Consider the following 19,172-nt stretch of genomic DNA (forward strand, 5'->3'; position numbering starts at 1 on the left):
TGTTCATTTTCTCAACCTTATTGACCTAAATTATTTTCTTCATACAACCGATACATCGCTTGAATTAAAGGCTCTGCCGGGTCACGATTCAATAAATATAACGTCATTAAATATTGCAGCGGAAGTGCACACGTATTATTGCCATCTTCAACGGCTACGAAGCCAGCCTCTAGGACTGGACCATGCTCCTCATGAAGCTCCAAGTCCACGTAGATCTTTTGATCAGGGAATTCTTCTCGTACGGTAGCCGCACAATAAGGAACAATATGTTTATCCAGCAGCTCTTTGGCTTCATCTTCCGACTGTGGAGGATTCGGCAGCGGATGATTTTCTGGGCTTCTCAGCAAGTCTACGAAGAAGGACGATAGCCACAGCCCCGCATTCGGATTCGTTTGGAAGTTTCTCATAATTTCATTCAAGAAAAATCCGCATGATGTGGACTTTTCATCATTTTTAAGTGTGAAAGCAAACATGGGACCGTAAGTCGGATTATTACCGATTTGTCCATCTACTTCATATTCGGGAAATTGTTCTTTCATTACTTCTTGAATGTGCTGAAACCAAGTCATAATGATTTGGGCCTGCTCGCGTTCTTGATCTTGTTCGTTATCTACTGGAGCTTGTGTATCGATATCTTTTTCTGTCATTGTGGTTAAAGCCTCCTGAAACATTCAAATTGGCACGAATATCCCTATTGTACCGCATTTGATCAAGATCAGAAAGCTTATGTTGCATTTTTAAGGTCGAATGCGAACAACCCCGACTTCCGAAGCATTTATCGAAATGGCAATGCCTCCTTGACCGATCGTTGCTTTAGCAAATTGTCTTACTCTTCCTTTCAATTTTCCATTGCTATAGCTTGATTTAAGCATAGACGAGCTCCTCCTCCACTTGAGCGCATGAACAACAGCTGCATACTGCAGTAGCATATGCGCAAGGAGTGACAGGTTGTCTCGGCGAGTACATAGGATGAATGTGATCGTTTTTCCGGTTACAATCGTTTTGGTGTCGGCATACCCAGTACTTCCAATACATGATGCATGGTCTGTTTATACGTTTGCGTGATCCAAAAGCGATGGGCGATGTGTTCTTCACTACCTTTTAAAACCGGACAAACACTGTAGAAATGGTTAAAAAGCGAAGCTAGCTCGAAAGCATAATGGCAGAGTATGCTAGGTGCCAATTGCTTAGTGGCAGTTTCCAGTGTTTCGGGCCAATAGGCGACGTGCCTCAAAAGGTGGTATTCCTGTTCTTCCAAAAGGGTCCCATCGAACTTTGCATCCATCTTATGAAGTCGAGTATCTTTCTTCGCTTTGTCCAATATACTGTTTGCTCTTGTGTATGCATAAAGCAAGTAGACGCCCGTGTTCCCGGTAATTTCCGTCGCATGTTCCAGGTCAAAAACAACTTCCGTTTGCAGCTGATATTTCAGCAAATAATAACGGATCGCAGCCGCAGCTATCGATCTGCTGGAAATCCCCGCTTTTCTTGAGCGTTTAGCGTCAATGACTCTCTCCATGCGATCAAGTAGGTCCGCGACTTTAATTCCAATCCCTTGGCGTCCAGACATCGCATAGGAGCTCTTGTCATCCGAAATATCAATACCCAGTCCTGAAGCAGTTTCCGGGCTTAAGGAAACGACCCCGTAGCTCACGTGCTTAAGTTGACTCGCCTGCTGCTCATAGCCCAGTACTTCTAGAGCTAGCTTAACCATTTCCTGCGGGTATTGCTGACGATAATCAATGACATTAATGACGACATCCGCTTGCCCTATCGATTTCATTCTGCCCTGGGAAGCTGTGGACCATAGTCCATCCTCCCATTTTTTATATACAAAATCATTCGGCAGCACACCGAATTTCCATAGATGATAGGCTATATCCTTTGCTGTATACGTTAAAATACCATTGGAACGGACGAGCACTTTATCCCCTTGATAATCCGTGCTTTCTCCAGCTGTAACAGCTCCTTCTTCTAGATTCTTCAGTACCCAGCAGCCTGCTAGTTTCCCATCCGTCACCTTATGAAACATACCTGTTTGGCTTAACAGCTCGAAGGTTGTATCCCAAAATCCCGCTCTCACAATACTGCTTTCCCAAACCAGCACATCGTAGTGAATACCGAATTGCTTCATTTCTTCCAACTGCTCGCGAACGATCCTTTCCGCCACCAAAGCACCCATCCATGCAAGATTGGAATGCCCGCTCTCTAGCGAATGAAGAACTGTAGAACGCTGCTCTACTAGCTCCGGCTGCACTTTGTAAGCCTGATTCACCTTCGCGTAAGTCTCCCAACAAAAGTCGCCAAATCGATTATAAGGCTCTTCTGTTTGTGTATGAAGAATGCCCACCACGGTATCCGCTAATTGATTCCCCAGATCATCAATATAGTTATGCACCTCCACCTGATAGCCTGCTTGCGAGAGCATGCGTGACAACGAATCACCGATACAGGAATTTCTCAAATGGCCAACATGAGCGGCTTTATTGGGGTTGATTGACGTATGCTCGATCAAAATTTTAGTTTTGTTTTTTTGGTCAACAAGCTCTTTGGCAGCACCATAATGACCAGAAGACCAGGTGTCCCAATTTACATAAAAGTTCAGAAACCCCGGCGGCACCGCAGCCACTTTGGCAAATAAGCCTTGAACACACCCGTTTTTTTCTATGCGTTGTTGAAGCTCTTGCGCGATTTGCAAAGGAGCTTTTCGAACTATTTTTGCTAAAAGCATTGCTACATTCGTGCTGTAATCACCGTGCTCAGGATGAGCTGGGTGCTCTGTCAAGATTTTCAGAGTCGCAGGCTGTTCTATTCCGTACTCTTGAAATAAAACATCTACATGAAGCTTGATTTCATTCGTTAGAAGCTGCTGAATCATGGAATATTCCTCCTAATAGGATAGTGCGAAACTGCGAATGTTTTTCGCAGGAAAACACAAAAAAGCCCCCGTCTCTACAATAAGAGACGAGAGCTGTCATTCCCGCGGTACCACTCTAAGTGTTAAACCACTGGTTTAACCCCTCCAACGATAACGGCTTACGCCGGATCTCCCTACATCGTACTTTCGGAAGACCATTTCCCAGGCCCGCTTCACTCTTGACATTCGTACCGGTTCCCACCTGCTCCGGCTCGCTGCGACTGTCCGACAAGAATTACTGTCCTGTTCACCAATGTTGCTTATGAGATTAAGAATTTACTGAATATTACAGCAATAATAATGTGTTGTCAAGATGCAACTAATTTCATCATCATAATGCCAATGAATGCTAAAGCTAAGCCGGATTGCTCCATTTTCGAGAATTTGTCCCTCAAAACAAACCGTGTATACAATAAGACAATCAATACATTAAGTGCAACGACCGCGGAAACTAACCCCGTTTTCCCCTGATCGAACGCATGGATAATGAAGATCATGCCAATGACATTTGTAATCCCGACGACCATTCCAATCAGGAAGGTTCTACGTTCTGTCCAACTGGCTGGCGCAGCTTCCTTTCCTATATCCTTGGCCCTGTCTTTCAACCACCATAATCCAAAACAGCATGTCCCTGTTGCAAACATAAAAAATAGCGTTGGAAATAATGGCGCAGAAACGATGGTTGTCCATTTGCTAGACAAATCATTTCCGGCAAAAAGAAACAAAGCAAGCACTCCCCATCCGGCTCCTTGCAGATTCTTTAATGTGATATCATTCGAATAACGAACGAATAAGATACCTACAACGATCACAATGAAGGCAAAAAACTGCCATAAATTGAGTCGTTCATCCCAAAGTAGAAATGCAACGAAGACCACAACGACCGATGGTAACCCGGTGAGGATGGCAACTAACGAGGCTTTGCCTACCGCAAAGCCTTTGAACATACTGGCATTGGCTCCAAATGAGAACAATCCCATCTGAACACCAATCAAAGCAGACACCGTCCACTCTTGCTGTGAAATAAGGGCGCAGCCAATGCTGACGAGCGCCCCCATAAAAAATGTGCCGCAGAGCAGCACATTCCGATTCAGCGATTGCTGACTGGTCCAATGATATAGAATGCCCCGCAGCCCGAAACTGATAGCCGCAAGTACTGAAAATATGAGCCACATGAGAACAGATACCCCTTTCTTTTAAGCAAAGATCGGGTAATTTTACCACATTAATCTTTATTGAACAACACTTGGTTGTAACAATAAACGCACAAGGATCGCATCGCCGCCAGCAGATACTTTTACTTCAGCAAATTTGGCATCCCGTTCATATACACCGCCTGTTCCTTCCGGAATGAAATAAGTCTCAATGCCGAACTCAATACCCTCGTAACCGATTTTGCTTCCATTCAAGCGAACCTCTCCCGCTGCTAATGTTTCCCCTTTAGTGTACACGCGGCGGTATTCGTAAACACCTGTCGCCCGGTTCGGAGCGAGAACGATTGTAATTTTCTTCTTAGAAGTGGACGCATGATCCATAACTTCAAAGATTTCCGTCTCAGATATCGTATAGCGCAAACGCACATAATCACCCTGTATGAGAGAACGTGGATCAAGCGGTTCAAGCTGCAGCTTAATTAGCTGTCCGTGAGCGAGCAGCCACTCACTTTTACCAATTTGTAAGGACATTGCCATGACTTGCAGCAGAACTAGCAGGGCAATAATCCAGCGGTTCATTGTATAATTAGAGCTAACCTCCGCTGGTTCAATCGCTTCCAAGCGATGTCTTTTTTCATACCAAACTGTAAAGGCGAGAACCAAAATCCCGATGACTGCAAAGCTAATCGATTTGTGCAGAAGCTTCCAGGCCAGATCGTAATATTTGTATACTAGGAAAGCAATCCAGAAGCCCATTGACCAAGCGTAAATCCATTTAATATGCAGTTGTCTACTAATGACCAAAGCGAGAACAACGACGATAAAGAACAGCACATTGGCTATATAGTACCAAGATGACTCCGCCATAAAGGTTAAGGCAAATAAAGTTATCAGAAATGAAGGAAAACTGCTGTAAAGTATAGGTTGTCTGACTCCTGCATTTGCTATGACCTGACCACTGGCAAATATAACGAATAATAAACTGGTAAGCATGGTAAGCACAATTATCCCGCTATCCATCCAATTGAAAAGTACAAAGGAAGCAACAATAACAGCGGCAAGAAAAAAGAATATACGATGAACCAACCCAGCAATGCAGATAAAAGCTGCAATCGTAAGAACCAGGAAAACCAAGAGAATAGGAACATTCTCTGTAAAAACAGCCGCTCCTGCGCCAAGCAGCAATCCACTAATGAGAATCGTGTATCGCACTAATGAATTTAGTTTTTTCGCTATGATCATCGCAATGACAGTGACACAACCAAAGCCTATTAGTATATTCTCCGGTTCATTAAATCCTAGTACAACAGTGATAATCCCAATGATCGTCAAGCTTCCCAGAAGCGAACCAATAATGATGACAGAAACCGTGAGGACACGGACGACCCATTTGGTAAAATCTCCATCCGGCTTCGCTTGATCCGAAGCTTCTAAATCTGAGCGATTTCCCGGATCCAAATGCTTGGATTCAGGATTCCAAGAACGAATAAAGTTCATGAACTTCACATTCACAAAGATGAACAAGATAATAAACAACAAGCTGGCAATGAAAAAAAACTCGTTATAATGCTGGATAATAAGCTCAATATATTTGACTGTCACCGTAATCGATACCCACAAACCGGCAAACAGTAGATAAGCTTTGTTCCTCGTCTTGTGTGTATAGTAAACGGTTATCGCAAGTACTAGGACGAGAGGTAAGTTCATAAAGACACCGTACTTTTCGTACGCTTGAGAATTTGAAGCGATGACTAAAACCGCCATCCCTGCTTGAAAAGAGATCCATTTGAGAAATGGCGAGTGCAAACGACCCTTCTCGGTCAGGACATACAAGATGGCATTCGCAATGGCGATTCCGAGCCAGATAGCCATTTGGATGATTTCCACATCTGAAATCCCTCCCCAACGTCCGAAGAAATAAATCCCATAAGCGAGATGGCCTAAAATATAGGCCAGTACATAGTAGGGCTGCCATCTAGTTAATAGGGCAAGTAAAAATGCTGGAATGAACCATACGGCGAACAAACTGTAACTGTCAGCATGAGAATTGTAGGTTTGCCCAATGAGTCCAACCCCTACACCGAAGGATATACAACTAGCAAACAGGCTAAGTTTACTTAGAAACTGCCTGCCATTTTGACGAGAAAGCCATACAGATAAGCCGTAAAAGCCCATTATGAGCACAAAGACAGGAATGAATTTCTCCCAGCGGTTTAATTTCTCCCAATTCGTAGCAAAAAAATATACAATGGCGGTTAGTAAAGCACTTGCTCCCAATACATAGCCTAGTTGAATCGTAACAAATTTAGATTTCAAGATGATTTCCCCCCTCCCTTACTTCTTATTGTACTAGAGATGTTCAGTTTGAGAAGTACTATCTATTCCTAGTACCAGATCATTAGCCCATGGATGACTGCGACTTTAAAAAAACAAAAAAGCCAGCCCTAGGCTGGCAAGTAATCAAATGAAGAAAACCCTTAAATTCAATTTGTAATCTTAAAATTTTGAACAGAACTTTGCAGTACAACAGCCATATCAGATAACTGGCGAATAGCCGAAGTAATTTCCTGAATGGAAGCACTTTGCTCTTGAGCTGCCGCCGCAACTTCCTCGTAGCCTGCAGATTGTTCCTCAGTAATCCCAGAGATTTTCTGCATGGCGTTAGAAATGATCTCAAAGGATCTTTCTGCTCTCTCTAAAGTACTGATCAAATGGTCTGTCCGATTGGAGAAAACGGAAATACCGTTAAAAATAACTTTAAAACTTTCATACGTATCATTAATCCAGCTTTGACCTTGTTCAACTGCTTGATTTCCCTGAACAATGCTCTCCATAACAAGAAGGCTATCATTTTGGGTACTGGAAACGAGCTCGGTGATCGAGCTTGCGGCTTTCGTGGATTGCTCGGCCAGCTTCTTCACTTCACCAGCGACAACGGCAAAGCCTTTCCCCTGTTCGCCAACCCGTGCCGCTTCAATGGACGCATTCAGAGCCAATAGGTTCGTCTGCTGTGCAATTTCAGTGATGATATGGATAATTTCCCCAATTTCCTTCGAACGGTTTCCAAGCTGCTGCGCGGCTTCTTGGGAATGCTTCATCTCTTTCTGAATCACATTCATCTGATGTAATGTCTTCTCAACAAGCTGCTGGCCGTCTGCAGATTGTGCACCTACCTTATGGGCCATTTCCTGCATCTCTTTGACTTCGGATGTTACTTCTGATAGCTCCGAATTGATCTCAACGATGGATGAAGTACTCTCTGTAATGGAAGAAACAACTTCAGCAACCCCTTCGTTCATGCTGTTCATAGAAACGGCAACCTGCCCGCTACTTGCGCTAGATTCGTCCGCAGACTGATACAATTGTGCGCTGGTATTGGTAATGAGGTTGGATGAAGAAAATATTTGGCGGATCAAGGAATCTAAATTCTGACGCATCTCGTTAAAAGCATTTGCCAATTTACCGATCTCATCTACTCGCTGAATAGAGACTTGTGCAGACAAATCACCGGCAGCAACCTTTTCTGTTATACGCATCAGTTGAATGACAGGTCTCGTCACACTCCGACTTATGAAATAGGCTATTAAACCGCCTAAGACTACAACGAATAAGGTAATCGTAAAGGTTGTCCATAACAATTCTTGCTTCGTTTTGGGAACGACCGAGGCGTCTAAATCAATGCCGACAATTCCGACATTTTCGCCTTTACCGTTTTTGAGGGGAACAAATACTGATTTATGTATACCAAAATCATCCTTATAAATTTCACTGATCGTTAATTTATTGTCCTTGATCGCGTTGTTCATCTCAGGCGTAAAAGGATACTCGGTGCCGAAATCTTCATCAAGTCCGGTTAAAATGACGATTTGATCTTTATTTTGGACTTTCTGTAAGACATAGACATTCTCAAGAGAGTCTTGCTTTTTAAACTGTTCAAATTGCTGTTTAATTTTCGTATAGGCCGGTTTATCTTTGCCTGTAATTTCATCTGCATGTTCGGGAATTGAAGTCAGATATTTCGAAATATTTTCAATATTTGTGGTCAATCTTAGTACGAATTGATCCTCAAGCTTCGTTGTTAAACTTTTACTGGCCAAATAGGAAGAGACGGAGAAAGCTGCGCATACGAATACCAACAGCAGCAAGATACTGCTCGTCATCTTCACCGCGATTTGTCCTTTGAACCAGTTTATTATTTTATTTGGAGCATGCTTTGCCACTTTTCAATTACCTCCTGCTTAATATCGATGTTTCGGAATATTTCTCGTAAACTTGCGCTACAGTTTCTTTCAAATATTGAATAATTTCATGTACGTGTTTTGTCTCCGTATAAGGGGAGATGACAAAAATCTTTGTCGCGTATAATGCGATAGAACTATCATCTTTCGTTTGAACAAGCAGATGCTTTTTGGTATCGCCAAAAAATATACGGTCGCGATGATTCCCAAGCATTTCGAATAAACGCTCGTTAAATTTATTATTCCGTTCAATTTCCTTAAGCGTGCACTTGCCCGAAACTTCTTCCTGAAATTGAGGACTGCCTTCCGGATATATACGAAATAATGTAATGATGCCGGGGTTGTCGTTATTAACGATTTCAGCTTGAGGGATTTCTTGACGCAGCGCTTCCCGGAAAGCGAGATTAACCTCAACGAACTGAGCTAGCAATTGCTGATACCCTTGAATACCGAATGCAAGCAAAGCGCTGTATATACTGATGGAGCTAGCCATGCGCGAGCACTCCAACGTATATCCGGAATGATACTGACCGTATCCCCGATGTCCGACATAGGGGGTTTCATCCGGATGCAGATCCATGAGCCTTAAATCGGCGGCATCCTTGACCAGGAATAGACTTGTCAGGTAAGGGGTTTGCCCTAGCTTTTGAAAATCGAAGCAGAGCGAGTCGGCCAAATGCAAGTGCTTCATCTTGCTTTGAATAGAAATTAAAGCCTGAGCGACATCTTTCTTTAATTCAAGTGGATTGGCGGCGAAATCATAGTCATTAAAGAAAGCAAAGAATGCACCTAAAGCAGAGTCTGCATGAATATGAGGTCTGCGCAACCCATGACGAACGGCTGACTTGTCAGACACAGCATAAATTTGTTCCAAATCGTCAATCCCCATGGCATCCGTCGTTCCTGTCGTAGCTACAATGTACATCGGGATTCCGCCTCTTGCGATCACTTCTTCCATTTTATGTTGCAAATCTTCCACATCCATGGAGCTGTCAGTGTTCGTGCGAACTCGGATCAATCTATCGCTCCCTATGCCTGATGCCTCCATAGATTTAAACAAGCTGTAGTGAGCGGCTTCGGAACAAAAAGCATACAAGTTGTCGGGAACACCTTTTTGCAATGCATCCGGAACGAATTTGGCGATCGCTATCCGGAGTCCTGAGAATACAGCTCCTTGCCCGCCCCATGTCGTATACCCGCCGCTTTTCAACGCATCATAGCCTATTAATTTGGACATCATGCTGATGACCCTTATTTCCGTTTCAGCTCCGGCTGGGCCGTATACATCCCATAAATTGTTGCCGTTAACCAAAAACGCCGCGATCATGCCCATAATTCCCGGGATACTGGCCATCGGCAAAATATTCGTTAAAAAATATTTCGTATGATATGGATGATCATGCAGCAATTTCAATAACTCTGTATTAACTTCCTCTAAGGGGACGCTGCCATTAGGAATGGAGCTATTTCGAATAAGATTGTTATAAAAGGTCCCTGTTCGGTTTTTCTCGCCCTTGAGATTGACGCCGTCCGGGTTTTTGAGATCATCCACTCCCGTTACTAATTGTTCAATGAGCCGCAAAACGATTTGACGCGTTTGTTGGTTTCCATCCTCACTGGGGAATAGTTGCTGTACATTCGTTAGTCTTTTCTCTCTCATTAATTTCTCTCCTATCGATAGAATTGCTTGAAGAAAATGTTCACAAAAAAAAGGAGAAACATAGGCATAAATGCCCCTATTCCTCCAATTGCTACAATGCAACTGGCTGACATATCCTTGTTGGATGTAGTCCCTCTAGCTTTGCGTCCCTATTTTTCAATAGGTTTGCCATTATAAAGTTGTAGGTGAAAATTCCCATCTTCGACAATAACCGACAACAAAACTTTACAATTTTATACATTAGTATAGTATAGTAATATAAATAAAACAACACAATTTTCCATTATTGTTTGTTAAGTTATTATAATGTAACTAAATTGCTTTTTTAACATTTTCCCTGACCCCTTGATAAAATAGGTTCATTTGTCTCTTTTCGAGACAGTTTATACCAATCAATTTAAGCAATAAACGATAGAATCTTGCGGATCCTTCTAGGACTTTTATCACGTATAAAAAAAGCTTCGTCACGACTTCCTAACAAGGAGTCCGACAAAGCTTATTTTCACACCCTCAGTTGCGGTGCATTCAGGCTACGAAATGGTTTGTGCAGGATCCATATTCCCCTGTGAATGCAGATATAATTGCTCGTAATAGCCACGGAGAGCAAGTAATTGCGCGTGGTTCCCTTCTTCAACAATTTTACCCTGACTCATCACAATGATGCGGTTGGCATGCATAATGGTCGAGATGCGATGCGCAATGACAAGTGTCGTTCTTCCCTCGGCTACGACCTGCAGCGCGGATTGAATCAACTGCTCCGTTTGGGAATCCAAATTCGCTGTAGCTTCATCTAGAATCAGTACTTTCGGCTGGAATACGATAATTCGCGCGAACGAGATCAGCTGTCTCTCTCCTGCGGAAAGCCCGCTTCCTCTCTCGGATATGCGTGTCTCATAACCATCCTTCATTCGTGAAATGAGAATGTCTGCCCCAACCATCCTGCATGCCTCAATAACTTCCTCACGTGTAATGGTTTCATCGAACATCCGGACATTGTCTAGAATACTGCCTGCATATAAATACGGTTCCTGCTGTACAAGTCCAACCATACGATGTATTACGGCCTGCGGGATATCTCGAAGATCCGTGCCATCAATGCGGATACTTCCCTCCTGCACATCATAAAAGCGGCAAAGCAGACTAATCAGCGAGCTTTTACCTGCGCCCGTCGTCCCAACAATACCGATCATTTCGCCGGGTTCAATATGAAGCTCTAGATCCTCAATAACAGCTGTATCCTTCAAATATCCAAAATGCACATGATTGAAATGAATGTCCCCCTTCACGTCGGACAACGAGGGCCACAACACGCCTTCCTTATCCTTAACTTCCGGTTGAATGGAGAAGATATTCCAAATTCGATTGACAGACACCGTCGTAGATTGAAGGGTATTCCACTGCTGTGTAATGTTATTAATCGGTTGAAAAAACTGCCGAATATACGTTATAAATGCATACAAAACACCGAATTCAATTGTTTTATCAAAAACGGCAATACCGCCAATCCAAGTAATAAAGGCTACCGATAAATTGCCCAAAATATCAAAGGAACGATTGAACAAAACATTGGTACGAATTTCTCTCAAATTAGCACGGAAATACCCCAGATTCCGCTCAGTGAAGCGATTCATCTGTTCCTTCTCTTGATGAAAAGCTTGAATGAGATGCATCCCAGATAAATTCTCAGCGGCAAAGGCAACCATTTGAGACAACTGCGTCCTCGAGATCTGATAGGTTTTGCGCATATATCTGCGAAAGCTAACCGCTATGAGCACAATGATGGGAATCACAATCATGCTGTACAGCGTTAGCTGTGGGTCTAGATGATACATCAGCACGATGATGAATATGAGTGTCATGCCATCGCGAACCAGACTTAGAAGAACCTGCGTAAAAAACTGATTCAGCGTTTCCGTGTCACTAGAAACATGCGTAATCAGGCTGCCGCTTGGCGTCCGGTCATAATAAGACATCGACTGCTTAAAGATGTGCTCGAACAAATCCTTGCGTATTTTGGCGACGATGCTTTGGCCAGCAAACTGCAATAAATTGTTCTGCAGATAACTGAAGAATAAACTGCTGATAGATAGACCTGCATAGAACAAGCAAATGAGCAGCAGTGAGCGATAATCATTTTTCCCAATCATCAAATTATCATCAATCGCGATCTTAACCAGATACGGCTGAAACAAATCGGCTGCTATCCCAAGTAACGCGCAAAATAAAACAGCTGCAAAGGTAAACCTATGCGGTTTGGCATAAACGGATAAAGAACGAAAGGAAGATCGCGTCTTCTGCCGCTCCTCATTGCTTTTGTTACTCTGTTTGGGCATCGTCGCTACCTCCCTCTTGTATCGCATGAAGCTCGGCGTACAAGCCTTCTTGCGCAATTAGCTCTTCGTGCGTGCCGCGCTGCACAATCCTGCCTTCGTGAAGCACGATAATTTCATCCGTATGCTTCAGAGCGGAGATCCGATGAGCAATCCAAATGGTCGTTTTGTTCAATCGCTCTTTGCGGATCGTATCGATGATGTGCCTCTCCGTCACGGAATCTACAGCACTAACACTATCATCTAGAATCATCAAAGGAGAATCCTTAATGATCCCTCTAGCTAAGCTTGTTCGTTGACGCTGCCCACCTGATAAGGTGACACCGCGCTCACCCAGCTTCGTCTCAAACTTCTCAGGAAATGACGTAATGCTGGAGAGGATTTGTGCTTTCTTGGCAGCACGCTCAACCTGTTCTAAGGGTAATTCTCTTTTATAAAAGGCGATGTTATCGCGAATGGTCGTGCTAAATAAGAACCCCTCTTGTGGAACGTAAGCGATTTGATTTCGCAAGCTTTCTAATGTCACATCGCGAATATCCGTATCCCCAATCCAAACCGTCCCCTCCGGTGGGTCGTATATCCTAAGCATTAGCTTCACCAATGTCGATTTACCGCTGCCTGTTTTCCCGATAATGCCAATGGATTTACCGGGTTCAATCGTCAGCGTTATGTCATGAAGCACTTCGTCCTCATCATCAGGATAGGCAAAGGACAAGTGTTCAATCCGAATTCCCTCGTGATCGAGATCGGATATTTGCGCGAGCTCGTTTTGCACAATTTCGGATTTCAAATCGAGCAGCTCGTTCATTCGTTCAAGCGAAGCTCGAGAGCGCTGCATGGCGTTAATGACGCGGCCAATTTGCTGTAAAGGGTTTACCATCATCCGTATGTATAGCGTTAATTCAACGAAATGGCCAATCGTAATTCGCCCTTGAATGGTCAAATAGCCCCCGAAAGCAATCGCGATGATCAGCGATACTGCGCCCAGAAACGGAATAAGTGCTTCAAATAAGGAAGATAGCCGAACCAATCTTAATTGGTTGTCGCGAATCCGATCTACCGTTTCGCTGAATCTACGAACCATGATCGGTTCCACAGCGAATTTCTTGGCTACCCGTATGCCGCCGAATTGTTCCTCGGCCGATTCCGTCATTTTGCCCAATGCTTCTTGTACCTGCAAGGAATGCTTTTTAATAATAGGCTGAAATCGAACGGTTAGAACAGGAATAAGCAATAAGGGCAATATACAGACGAGAATTAAATAGAGCGGGATCGAACTGAACAGCATCATAACAATGACAGCCGTGATCAAAATCGCAGAGTTTACCACGTGGTTAATCCCCATGGAAATCGATTCTCGAATGACAGTTACGTCATTCATCACATAGCTCAGCAGCTTACCAACGCCGTTCTTTGAATAAAATGTTGCGCCCAGTTGTGTGAAATGGTTAAACAGGCGGTTTCTTGAAACAAACTCGAAGCGTCTTCCGTTACGCATGATCATATACTGACCAATGGCTGCTAAAACACCGAATGTAACGCCAATCATCAGCAGCTTTAGACTGTAGTCAACAATAAGAGTTTTGCTCAAAAGTCCTTGCTGCAGCTGGTCTGTAAACATGCCAAGCAGCTTGGGGTAGTACGAGTGAACAATGTTACCTAAAGAAATGGACAATGCGGCTACAACGTACAACGGCCATTTCTCTTTGAAGAAATCAACCAATAACCGTGTAGACTTCAAAACGACATCACTTCCTACTACAAGTTTGTCTAGCAAATGAGGTATTCCCGATCCATCTGAACATGCGGTCATGTATCCCTTTACAGTATACGCCTAATCAGATGTACTTCCTATATCAGATATTGACGTTATAATAAGAGAAGTTGTCTTAACTTTACAACTTAGCTTAGGGAGGAGTAAGATCATGGACTTTCTTTTGGATCGCATAGATAATAAAATCGAGTTTTTTCAAGCTTATGATATGAAGACGCTGGAAAGGCAAATCAACGATCAAATCGATAACAACAAGGCTTTATTGCTGGACGTGTTCGCGATTCAGCATCACATCGTGTTCGACCCGAACGCTGGTAAAATGCTGTACAGCGCAGTTGTGCATTTTAAGGTTAAATAACTAGATAAACCGCTTACTTACACCGCTCTTGGACTAGAATATTTGTCACAGTTGATGCAAGCAAGCCCAAACGTGGTGTTTTAAACATTTACTTGCCTGATGTTGTACTTTTTACGCATTAGGTAAGTAAATCCACATTATTCCTATCCATTGTTGTAAAAAGAAAGTACAACAATCTCAGCAAAAAGTAACTCAAAAGCAGGAATGAAGGCTAAATTGTTGCACAACATACAACATCTTCCGTTTAACAAGAAGAAATCATGGAAATTGTTGTACGATGTACAACTTGTGTAACAAATCTTCTCCAATGTAAGTAAAATGCGATAAAAAAACCTTCAGCTCCACTCTAATAGTGGTGTTGAAGGTTTTTTGCTCAGATTTTGGGATTGCTCGATTGGTGTTGCCACTTCTTGTTCTCACTCGGTGTTGCCCTTTAGTGACAACCCTTCGTTCCTGTTCAAACTCCGCTAAGCGGAAGCCCATGTTTGATAAATAGCTCCTCCATGGCAAGCTTAGCCTCAGCTTCGTCGGGGCCATGAATTTCTAAATGGTACACCTCGTTGCTGAAGAGTGTAATGCTTAGACCAAGAATGCTTTTGACATCGATGAAACGCTTGCCCACTTTGATAACAATGCTCGATTGAAATTGATTTGCCATTTGGTTGATTTCTACAATCGCTCTTGTCCCTAAACCACTCATATGGATCCCCCCGACCTGAATTCGCGCGGCATTCTCCTAGCCACTCCGGTTCTTATTGCTGCTTCAATGACCCCTGTTCGAATACGTCTAACTACCTCTTGATTGAAAACACTCGGAATAATGTACAGCTTGTTCAATTCTTGCGGGGCTACAACAGAGGCGATAGCAGCGGAAGCAGCTAGCTTCATTTCCTCATTAATTGTCGTAGCCTGGCAGTCTAACGCGGCTCGAAATATGCCTGGGAAGCATAGGACATTATTAATCTGATTCGGGAAATCAGACCTTCCGGTCGCTATTACGCCTGCAATGTCTTCAATCTCATCAGGATGAATCTCCGGTGTCGGATTCGCCATCACGAAAACAATGGGATGCGGCGCCATCCGCTCAACATCGAGGCGCTTCAGCACACCACCGGAGGATAATCCGATAAAGACATCGGCCCCTTCAATAATTTCGTGCAAGGAACCCGTTAGTCGATTCGGGTTGGTCCGTTCCGCGTACCAGTTCCACATGGGATTGCTATACGAAGTGCTGCTCACCAAAGCTCCTTCTCGATCAACTCCGATCAATTCTTTGACACCTGCTGCGAGTAGTATGTTGGAGCAAGCTATGCCAGCCGCCCCAATGCCACAAATGACAACCTTGGCTTCGTTAATCGATTTCCCAACGACTTTCAGTGCATTAATGAGCCCCGCATATAGAACGACTGCCGTCCCATGCTGATCATCATGGAATACAGGAATATCAAGCTCTTCGCGCAGCCTTTCCTCAATTTCAAAACAACGCGGCGAAGAGATATCCTCTAAATTGATCCCGCCAAAAGCTGGGGCTAGATTCTTAATCGTGGCAATAATTTCTTCCGTGTTTTGCGTGTCTAAGCAGATTGGAAAAGCATCGACATCCGCGAGCTGCTTGAAGAGCATCGCCTTACCTTCCATGACTGGCATAGCTGCGTAGGGTCCGATATTTCCCAAACCTAGTACCGCACTGCCATCCGAAACAACAGCAACCGTATTCCGCTTAATTGTAAGTTTGTACGCATTCTCCTGCTTCTCATGAATCGCCATACAAACTCGCGCAACATCGGGTGTATATACCCGAGACAGATCGTCCCGATTCTGAATCGGCACCTTAGGCTTCATCTCGATCTTGCCACCTAGGTGAAGCAGGAAGGTGCGATCCGATACATGAACAAGCTTTACACCCTGAAGCAACTTGATGGCGCCGGTGACGGCCTCCAGTTGAACCTGTTCGGATGCTGTGACAGTAATATCACGAACCGTCCAATTTGGGCCTGTTTGGATAACGTCAATGGCAATAACATCCCCACCATTTTCCGTAATGACAGTGATTAATTGTCCAAAATGAACGGCTTCAGTTTGCAGCTCCACGCGCAGAATAATGCTTTTGCCACCAATCGTGTCTTTCAAAGTGAACTCCTCGTTTCTACGGGCATCATGCCTAAAATAATAGTTTCGATACGTACACGACTACGGTAACAGTCAAGCTGCTGAGTAAAGTAGAAAGAAGGACCACTTGAGCCGCGTATTCCGGGTGATTCCCGTATTCCAATGCAAATACCGCGCTGTTCCTTGACGTGGGAAATGAGCTGGCGATAAGCAAGGCTTGTGCGGTTGTCCCTTCTAAATGAAGCAGTAAAATCAAGATTAGTGCGAGAATCGGTGAGACAACAAGTCTTCCGAGAAGGCTGAAAATAAGTGCGCTGCTAAGCTGCTTAAACTGCAAGTAAGCACTCTGTGCACCTAGCGTAACTAGTGCTATAGCAAGGAAGGCGTTAGATACATTCTGGAGCGGATGCCATATGAATGCCGGTATTGGAATCGCTAGAATATGCATCAGTAACCCAAGTAAAAATGCAAGAATCATTGGGTTTTTCAAAAGCTCTCGCAGCATCTTCTGTCCTTGGCTTTGAGCGGAAACAGCATTAACCAACCCATATGTATTGGTTAAAAGGTTTTGATAGATGGTTACAATAACTTGAACAGACAAGCCGACCGGGTTCCCCTGAAACACTAGCTGTGACACCGGCAAGCCGAAATTACCCGAATTGCTTAGCACTACACTATTCGAAAAGCTGGAGGACAAGCTTTTATCAAATTTAGCTAACTTTGCAGTTCCTACACTCAGCGCGATTAAAGCAATACTTTGCAGAAGCAAAAAGCTAACGATTTGCAGCAGCGTACTCCATTCCAGCTTACTTTGATAAATATTCGTAAAAGAGACGGCTGGAAGTAAGAAATACGCATTGAGCTTAGACAGTGTACTCATATCGAAATGAAATACACGATGCATAAAAGCCCCAGCTCCAATTAATATAAAAACAGGTACAATGACATTGAGCACGATAAGAAATAGTACGTCCATCTGAATTCACTCCATGAAATGAAACCCCTAGTACACAAGGTAGAGGCTGATTGGTATCAGAGCTCCACCCAGCATCATAGGGGTTTTCGTCCAGCTTATGCTTCTTCGTTTACAAGAACATTCTTGCCTCTCATCTTTAGGATTAACGGGATCGTCAACCAAAAGAAACCGATAATTAAGAAGGCGAGGGAAACAGGTTTTTGTAAGAAAATCATGAAATCTCCATTCGAAATGGTCAATGCTCTGCGCATGTTATTTTCCAGCATCGGTCCAAGAATAAGACCAAGTACCAGTGGTGCTAACGGGTAATCATTTTTCGATAAGAAGTACCCAACAAGACCGCAGCCCATAATCAAGAGCAAATCAAACGTTGAATATTGAACCGCGTAAACTCCGAATACGGAAAACACGATAATTAATGGAATCAAATATTTCGTTGGTGTTTCAATGACTTTGGCAAACACTTTGACGAGCGGCATATTCAGAATAAGCAGCATCAGGTTACCCACGAACATACTGGCAATAACGCCCCATGCGAGCTGCGGGTGATCTTGGAATAACAAAGGACCCGGCTGAACATTGTACATAATGAAAGCACCCATCAGAATAGCAGTTGTCCCGGATGAAGGAATGCCGAGTGTCAAAAGTGGAATCATGGCGCCGCCTGATGCCGCATTATTCGCAGCTTCCGGAGAAGCTACACCTTCAATGGCACCCTTCCCGAATTTCTCGGGATTTTTACTGATTTTCTTTTCTACAATATAAGCGAAAAAGGAGGCTAGAATGGCACCTGCTCCAGGTAAAAGCCCGATGAAAAATCCAAGAACTGAGCCTCGAGCGATAGGTGCCGCACTATCTTTTAAATCCTGTTTGGTCGGTAGGATGCGATTGATTTTGGCCAATTCACCATCGTTTCCTTCTCGTTGCAGAATGGTCTTGAACACTTCACCGACAGCGAATGTACCTACGGCCACGGTAAGGAACTCCAAACCCTGATAGAGCTCCGGAATATTAAATGTAAACCGTTCAACGCCGGATACATTATCAATACCGATCGTTGCAAGCAGCAGCCCGAAAGCTGTCATCATTAAAGCTTTGACCATGGATTTACCAGCTAGACCGCTGATTGCGAGTAAGCCGAGAACCATGAGGGAGAAATATTCGGCAGGGCCAAACTTGATGGCAACTGCCGACAAGGGCCTAGCTAGGAAGATAAGGCCTATTAGAGAAATAATGCCGGCTGCAAAGGAACCGATCGCCGATATCGCAAGCGCAGCCCCGGCTCTGCCTTGTTTAGCCATCTGATAACCATCTAGGGTCGTTACTACGGAAGAAGATTCTCCCGGTGTATTCAGCAGGATGGAAGTCGTCGAACCTCCATACATCGCTCCATAATAGACACCAGCGAGCAGAATAATGGAGCTCGTCGCGGCTTCTTCAGGACCTAATCCTGCGGTCATAGTCGCTGTAATCGGGATTAACAGAGCTACACCGCTCATGGGTCCAATCCCGGGTAGGACACCTACCACTGTACCAATTAATACGCCTAGAAAAACAAACACGACATTGTGCCACTGCATTGCAGTACCCAAGCCATGAAGCACATAATCAATCGTGCTCATTTCAATAACCTCCTTAGAGCTTGCTTTTTAGCAA

At 43.9% G+C, this 19,172-nt stretch carries 14 protein-coding genes, 1 riboswitch and 1 other annotated feature; of the genes, 1 reads left to right on the top strand and 13 read right to left on the bottom strand.

Annotated elements, in window-relative coordinates:
• Positions 1-17: 17 nt before the first annotated feature.
• The 9 genes from QFZ81_RS21840 to QFZ81_RS21880 all read right to left on the bottom strand — a co-directional run bounded on the left by QFZ81_RS21840 (position 18) and on the right by QFZ81_RS21880 (position 14,040).
• Positions 18-647, bottom strand: coding sequence for a hypothetical protein (locus QFZ81_RS21840; RefSeq protein WP_057306470.1), 630 nt, complete (start codon positions 645-647; stop codon positions 18-20).
• Between the two features lie 90 nt (positions 648-737).
• On the bottom strand, positions 738-872 hold the full coding sequence (locus tag QFZ81_RS21845; RefSeq protein ID WP_307604668.1) for a hypothetical protein: 135 nt from the start codon (positions 870-872) through the stop codon (positions 738-740).
• Positions 873-991: 119 nt separating this feature from the next.
• Complete coding sequence (locus QFZ81_RS21850) at positions 992-2,878, bottom strand: arginine--tRNA ligase (RefSeq protein ID WP_307604670.1); 1,887 nt, start codon at positions 2,876-2,878, stop codon at positions 992-994.
• A gap of 79 nt (positions 2,879-2,957) precedes the next feature.
• Positions 2,958-3,177 (bottom strand) — a binding site (T-box leader).
• Positions 3,178-3,225: 48 nt separating this feature from the next.
• Complete coding sequence (locus QFZ81_RS21855) at positions 3,226-4,092, bottom strand: EamA family transporter (RefSeq protein WP_307604672.1); 867 nt, start codon at positions 4,090-4,092, stop codon at positions 3,226-3,228.
• Between the two features lie 57 nt (positions 4,093-4,149).
• Positions 4,150-6,387 carry a GDYXXLXY domain-containing protein gene (locus QFZ81_RS21860; protein WP_307604674.1) on the bottom strand — a complete coding sequence of 746 codons (2,238 nt, stop codon included), beginning with the start codon at positions 6,385-6,387 and terminating at the stop codon, positions 4,150-4,152.
• 167 nt (positions 6,388-6,554) lie between these two features.
• Complete coding sequence (locus QFZ81_RS21865) at positions 6,555-8,291, bottom strand: methyl-accepting chemotaxis protein (RefSeq protein WP_307441503.1); 1,737 nt, start codon at positions 8,289-8,291, stop codon at positions 6,555-6,557.
• Positions 8,292-8,298: 7 nt separating this feature from the next.
• Positions 8,299-9,969, bottom strand: a complete 1,671-nt coding sequence (locus tag QFZ81_RS21870; protein ID WP_307441502.1) for a pyridoxal phosphate-dependent decarboxylase family protein — start codon at positions 9,967-9,969, stop codon at positions 8,299-8,301.
• A gap of 94 nt (positions 9,970-10,063) precedes the next feature.
• Positions 10,064-10,149, bottom strand: a riboswitch (cyclic di-GMP riboswitch).
• A 350-nt stretch (positions 10,150-10,499) separates the two neighbouring features.
• Positions 10,500-12,302: an ABC transporter ATP-binding protein gene (locus QFZ81_RS21875; RefSeq protein ID WP_307604676.1), complete on the bottom strand. Its 1,803-nt coding sequence runs from the start codon at positions 12,300-12,302 to the stop codon at positions 10,500-10,502.
• Positions 12,286-14,040, bottom strand: coding sequence for an ABC transporter ATP-binding protein (locus QFZ81_RS21880; RefSeq protein WP_307604679.1), 1,755 nt, complete (start codon positions 14,038-14,040; stop codon positions 12,286-12,288). Before QFZ81_RS21880 ends, QFZ81_RS21875 begins: the two co-directional genes overlap by 17 nt.
• Before the next feature lie 184 nt (positions 14,041-14,224).
• Between QFZ81_RS21880 and QFZ81_RS21885 the strand changes: the two genes are divergently transcribed.
• Complete coding sequence (locus QFZ81_RS21885) at positions 14,225-14,431, top strand: YrzA family protein (RefSeq protein ID WP_307441498.1); 207 nt, start codon at positions 14,225-14,227, stop codon at positions 14,429-14,431.
• Between the two features lie 457 nt (positions 14,432-14,888).
• Here QFZ81_RS21885 and QFZ81_RS21890 read toward each other — a convergent pair whose 3' ends face one another.
• The 4 genes from QFZ81_RS21890 to QFZ81_RS21905 all read right to left on the bottom strand — a co-directional run bounded on the left by QFZ81_RS21890 (position 14,889) and on the right by QFZ81_RS21905 (position 19,138).
• The gene (locus QFZ81_RS21890) at positions 14,889-15,131 is read right to left on the bottom strand and encodes an HPr family phosphocarrier protein (protein WP_307604681.1); all 243 of its coding nucleotides are present in this window, start codon (positions 15,129-15,131) and stop codon (positions 14,889-14,891) included.
• A complete protein-coding gene (locus tag QFZ81_RS21895) occupies positions 15,128-16,561 on the bottom strand; it encodes an NAD-dependent malic enzyme (protein WP_307441496.1) in 1,434 nt (477 codons plus the stop codon). The genes QFZ81_RS21890 and QFZ81_RS21895 overlap by 4 nt, the downstream gene beginning before the upstream one ends.
• Before the next feature lie 31 nt (positions 16,562-16,592).
• Positions 16,593-17,516: an AEC family transporter gene (locus QFZ81_RS21900; protein ID WP_307441493.1), complete on the bottom strand. Its 924-nt coding sequence runs from the start codon at positions 17,514-17,516 to the stop codon at positions 16,593-16,595.
• Between the two features lie 95 nt (positions 17,517-17,611).
• Positions 17,612-19,138, bottom strand: coding sequence for a tripartite tricarboxylate transporter permease (locus QFZ81_RS21905; protein ID WP_307604683.1), 1,527 nt, complete (start codon positions 19,136-19,138; stop codon positions 17,612-17,614).
• Positions 19,139-19,172: the final 34 nt, after the last annotated feature.

The organism is Paenibacillus sp. V4I9 (assembly GCF_030817295.1).
In the GTDB taxonomy this organism is placed as follows: domain Bacteria; phylum Bacillota; class Bacilli; order Paenibacillales; family NBRC-103111; genus Paenibacillus_E.

What these genes read in the sequence shown, in the direction of transcription:
- QFZ81_RS21850 (WP_307604670.1), bottom strand. Translation starts at nt 2,878, where the DNA reads ATGATTCAGCAGCTTCTAACGAATGAAATCAAGCTTCATGTAGATGTT.
- QFZ81_RS21885 (WP_307441498.1), top strand. Translation starts at nt 14,225, where the DNA reads ATGGACTTTCTTTTGGATCGCATAGATAATAAAATCGAGTTTTTTCAA.
- QFZ81_RS21855 (WP_307604672.1), bottom strand. Translation starts at nt 4,092, where the DNA reads ATGTGGCTCATATTTTCAGTACTTGCGGCTATCAGTTTCGGGCTGCGG.
- QFZ81_RS21905 (WP_307604683.1), bottom strand. Translation starts at nt 19,138, where the DNA reads ATGAGCACGATTGATTATGTGCTTCATGGCTTGGGTACTGCAATGCAG.
- QFZ81_RS21875 (WP_307604676.1), bottom strand. Translation starts at nt 12,302, where the DNA reads ATGCCCAAACAGAGTAACAAAAGCAATGAGGAGCGGCAGAAGACGCGA.
- QFZ81_RS21845 (WP_307604668.1), bottom strand. Translation starts at nt 872, where the DNA reads ATGCTTAAATCAAGCTATAGCAATGGAAAATTGAAAGGAAGAGTAAGA.
- QFZ81_RS21890 (WP_307604681.1), bottom strand. Translation starts at nt 15,131, where the DNA reads ATGAGTGGTTTAGGGACAAGAGCGATTGTAGAAATCAACCAAATGGCA.
- QFZ81_RS21840 (WP_057306470.1), bottom strand. Translation starts at nt 647, where the DNA reads ATGACAGAAAAAGATATCGATACACAAGCTCCAGTAGATAACGAACAA.
- QFZ81_RS21870 (WP_307441502.1), bottom strand. Translation starts at nt 9,969, where the DNA reads ATGAGAGAGAAAAGACTAACGAATGTACAGCAACTATTCCCCAGTGAG.
- QFZ81_RS21900 (WP_307441493.1), bottom strand. Translation starts at nt 17,516, where the DNA reads ATGGACGTACTATTTCTTATCGTGCTCAATGTCATTGTACCTGTTTTT.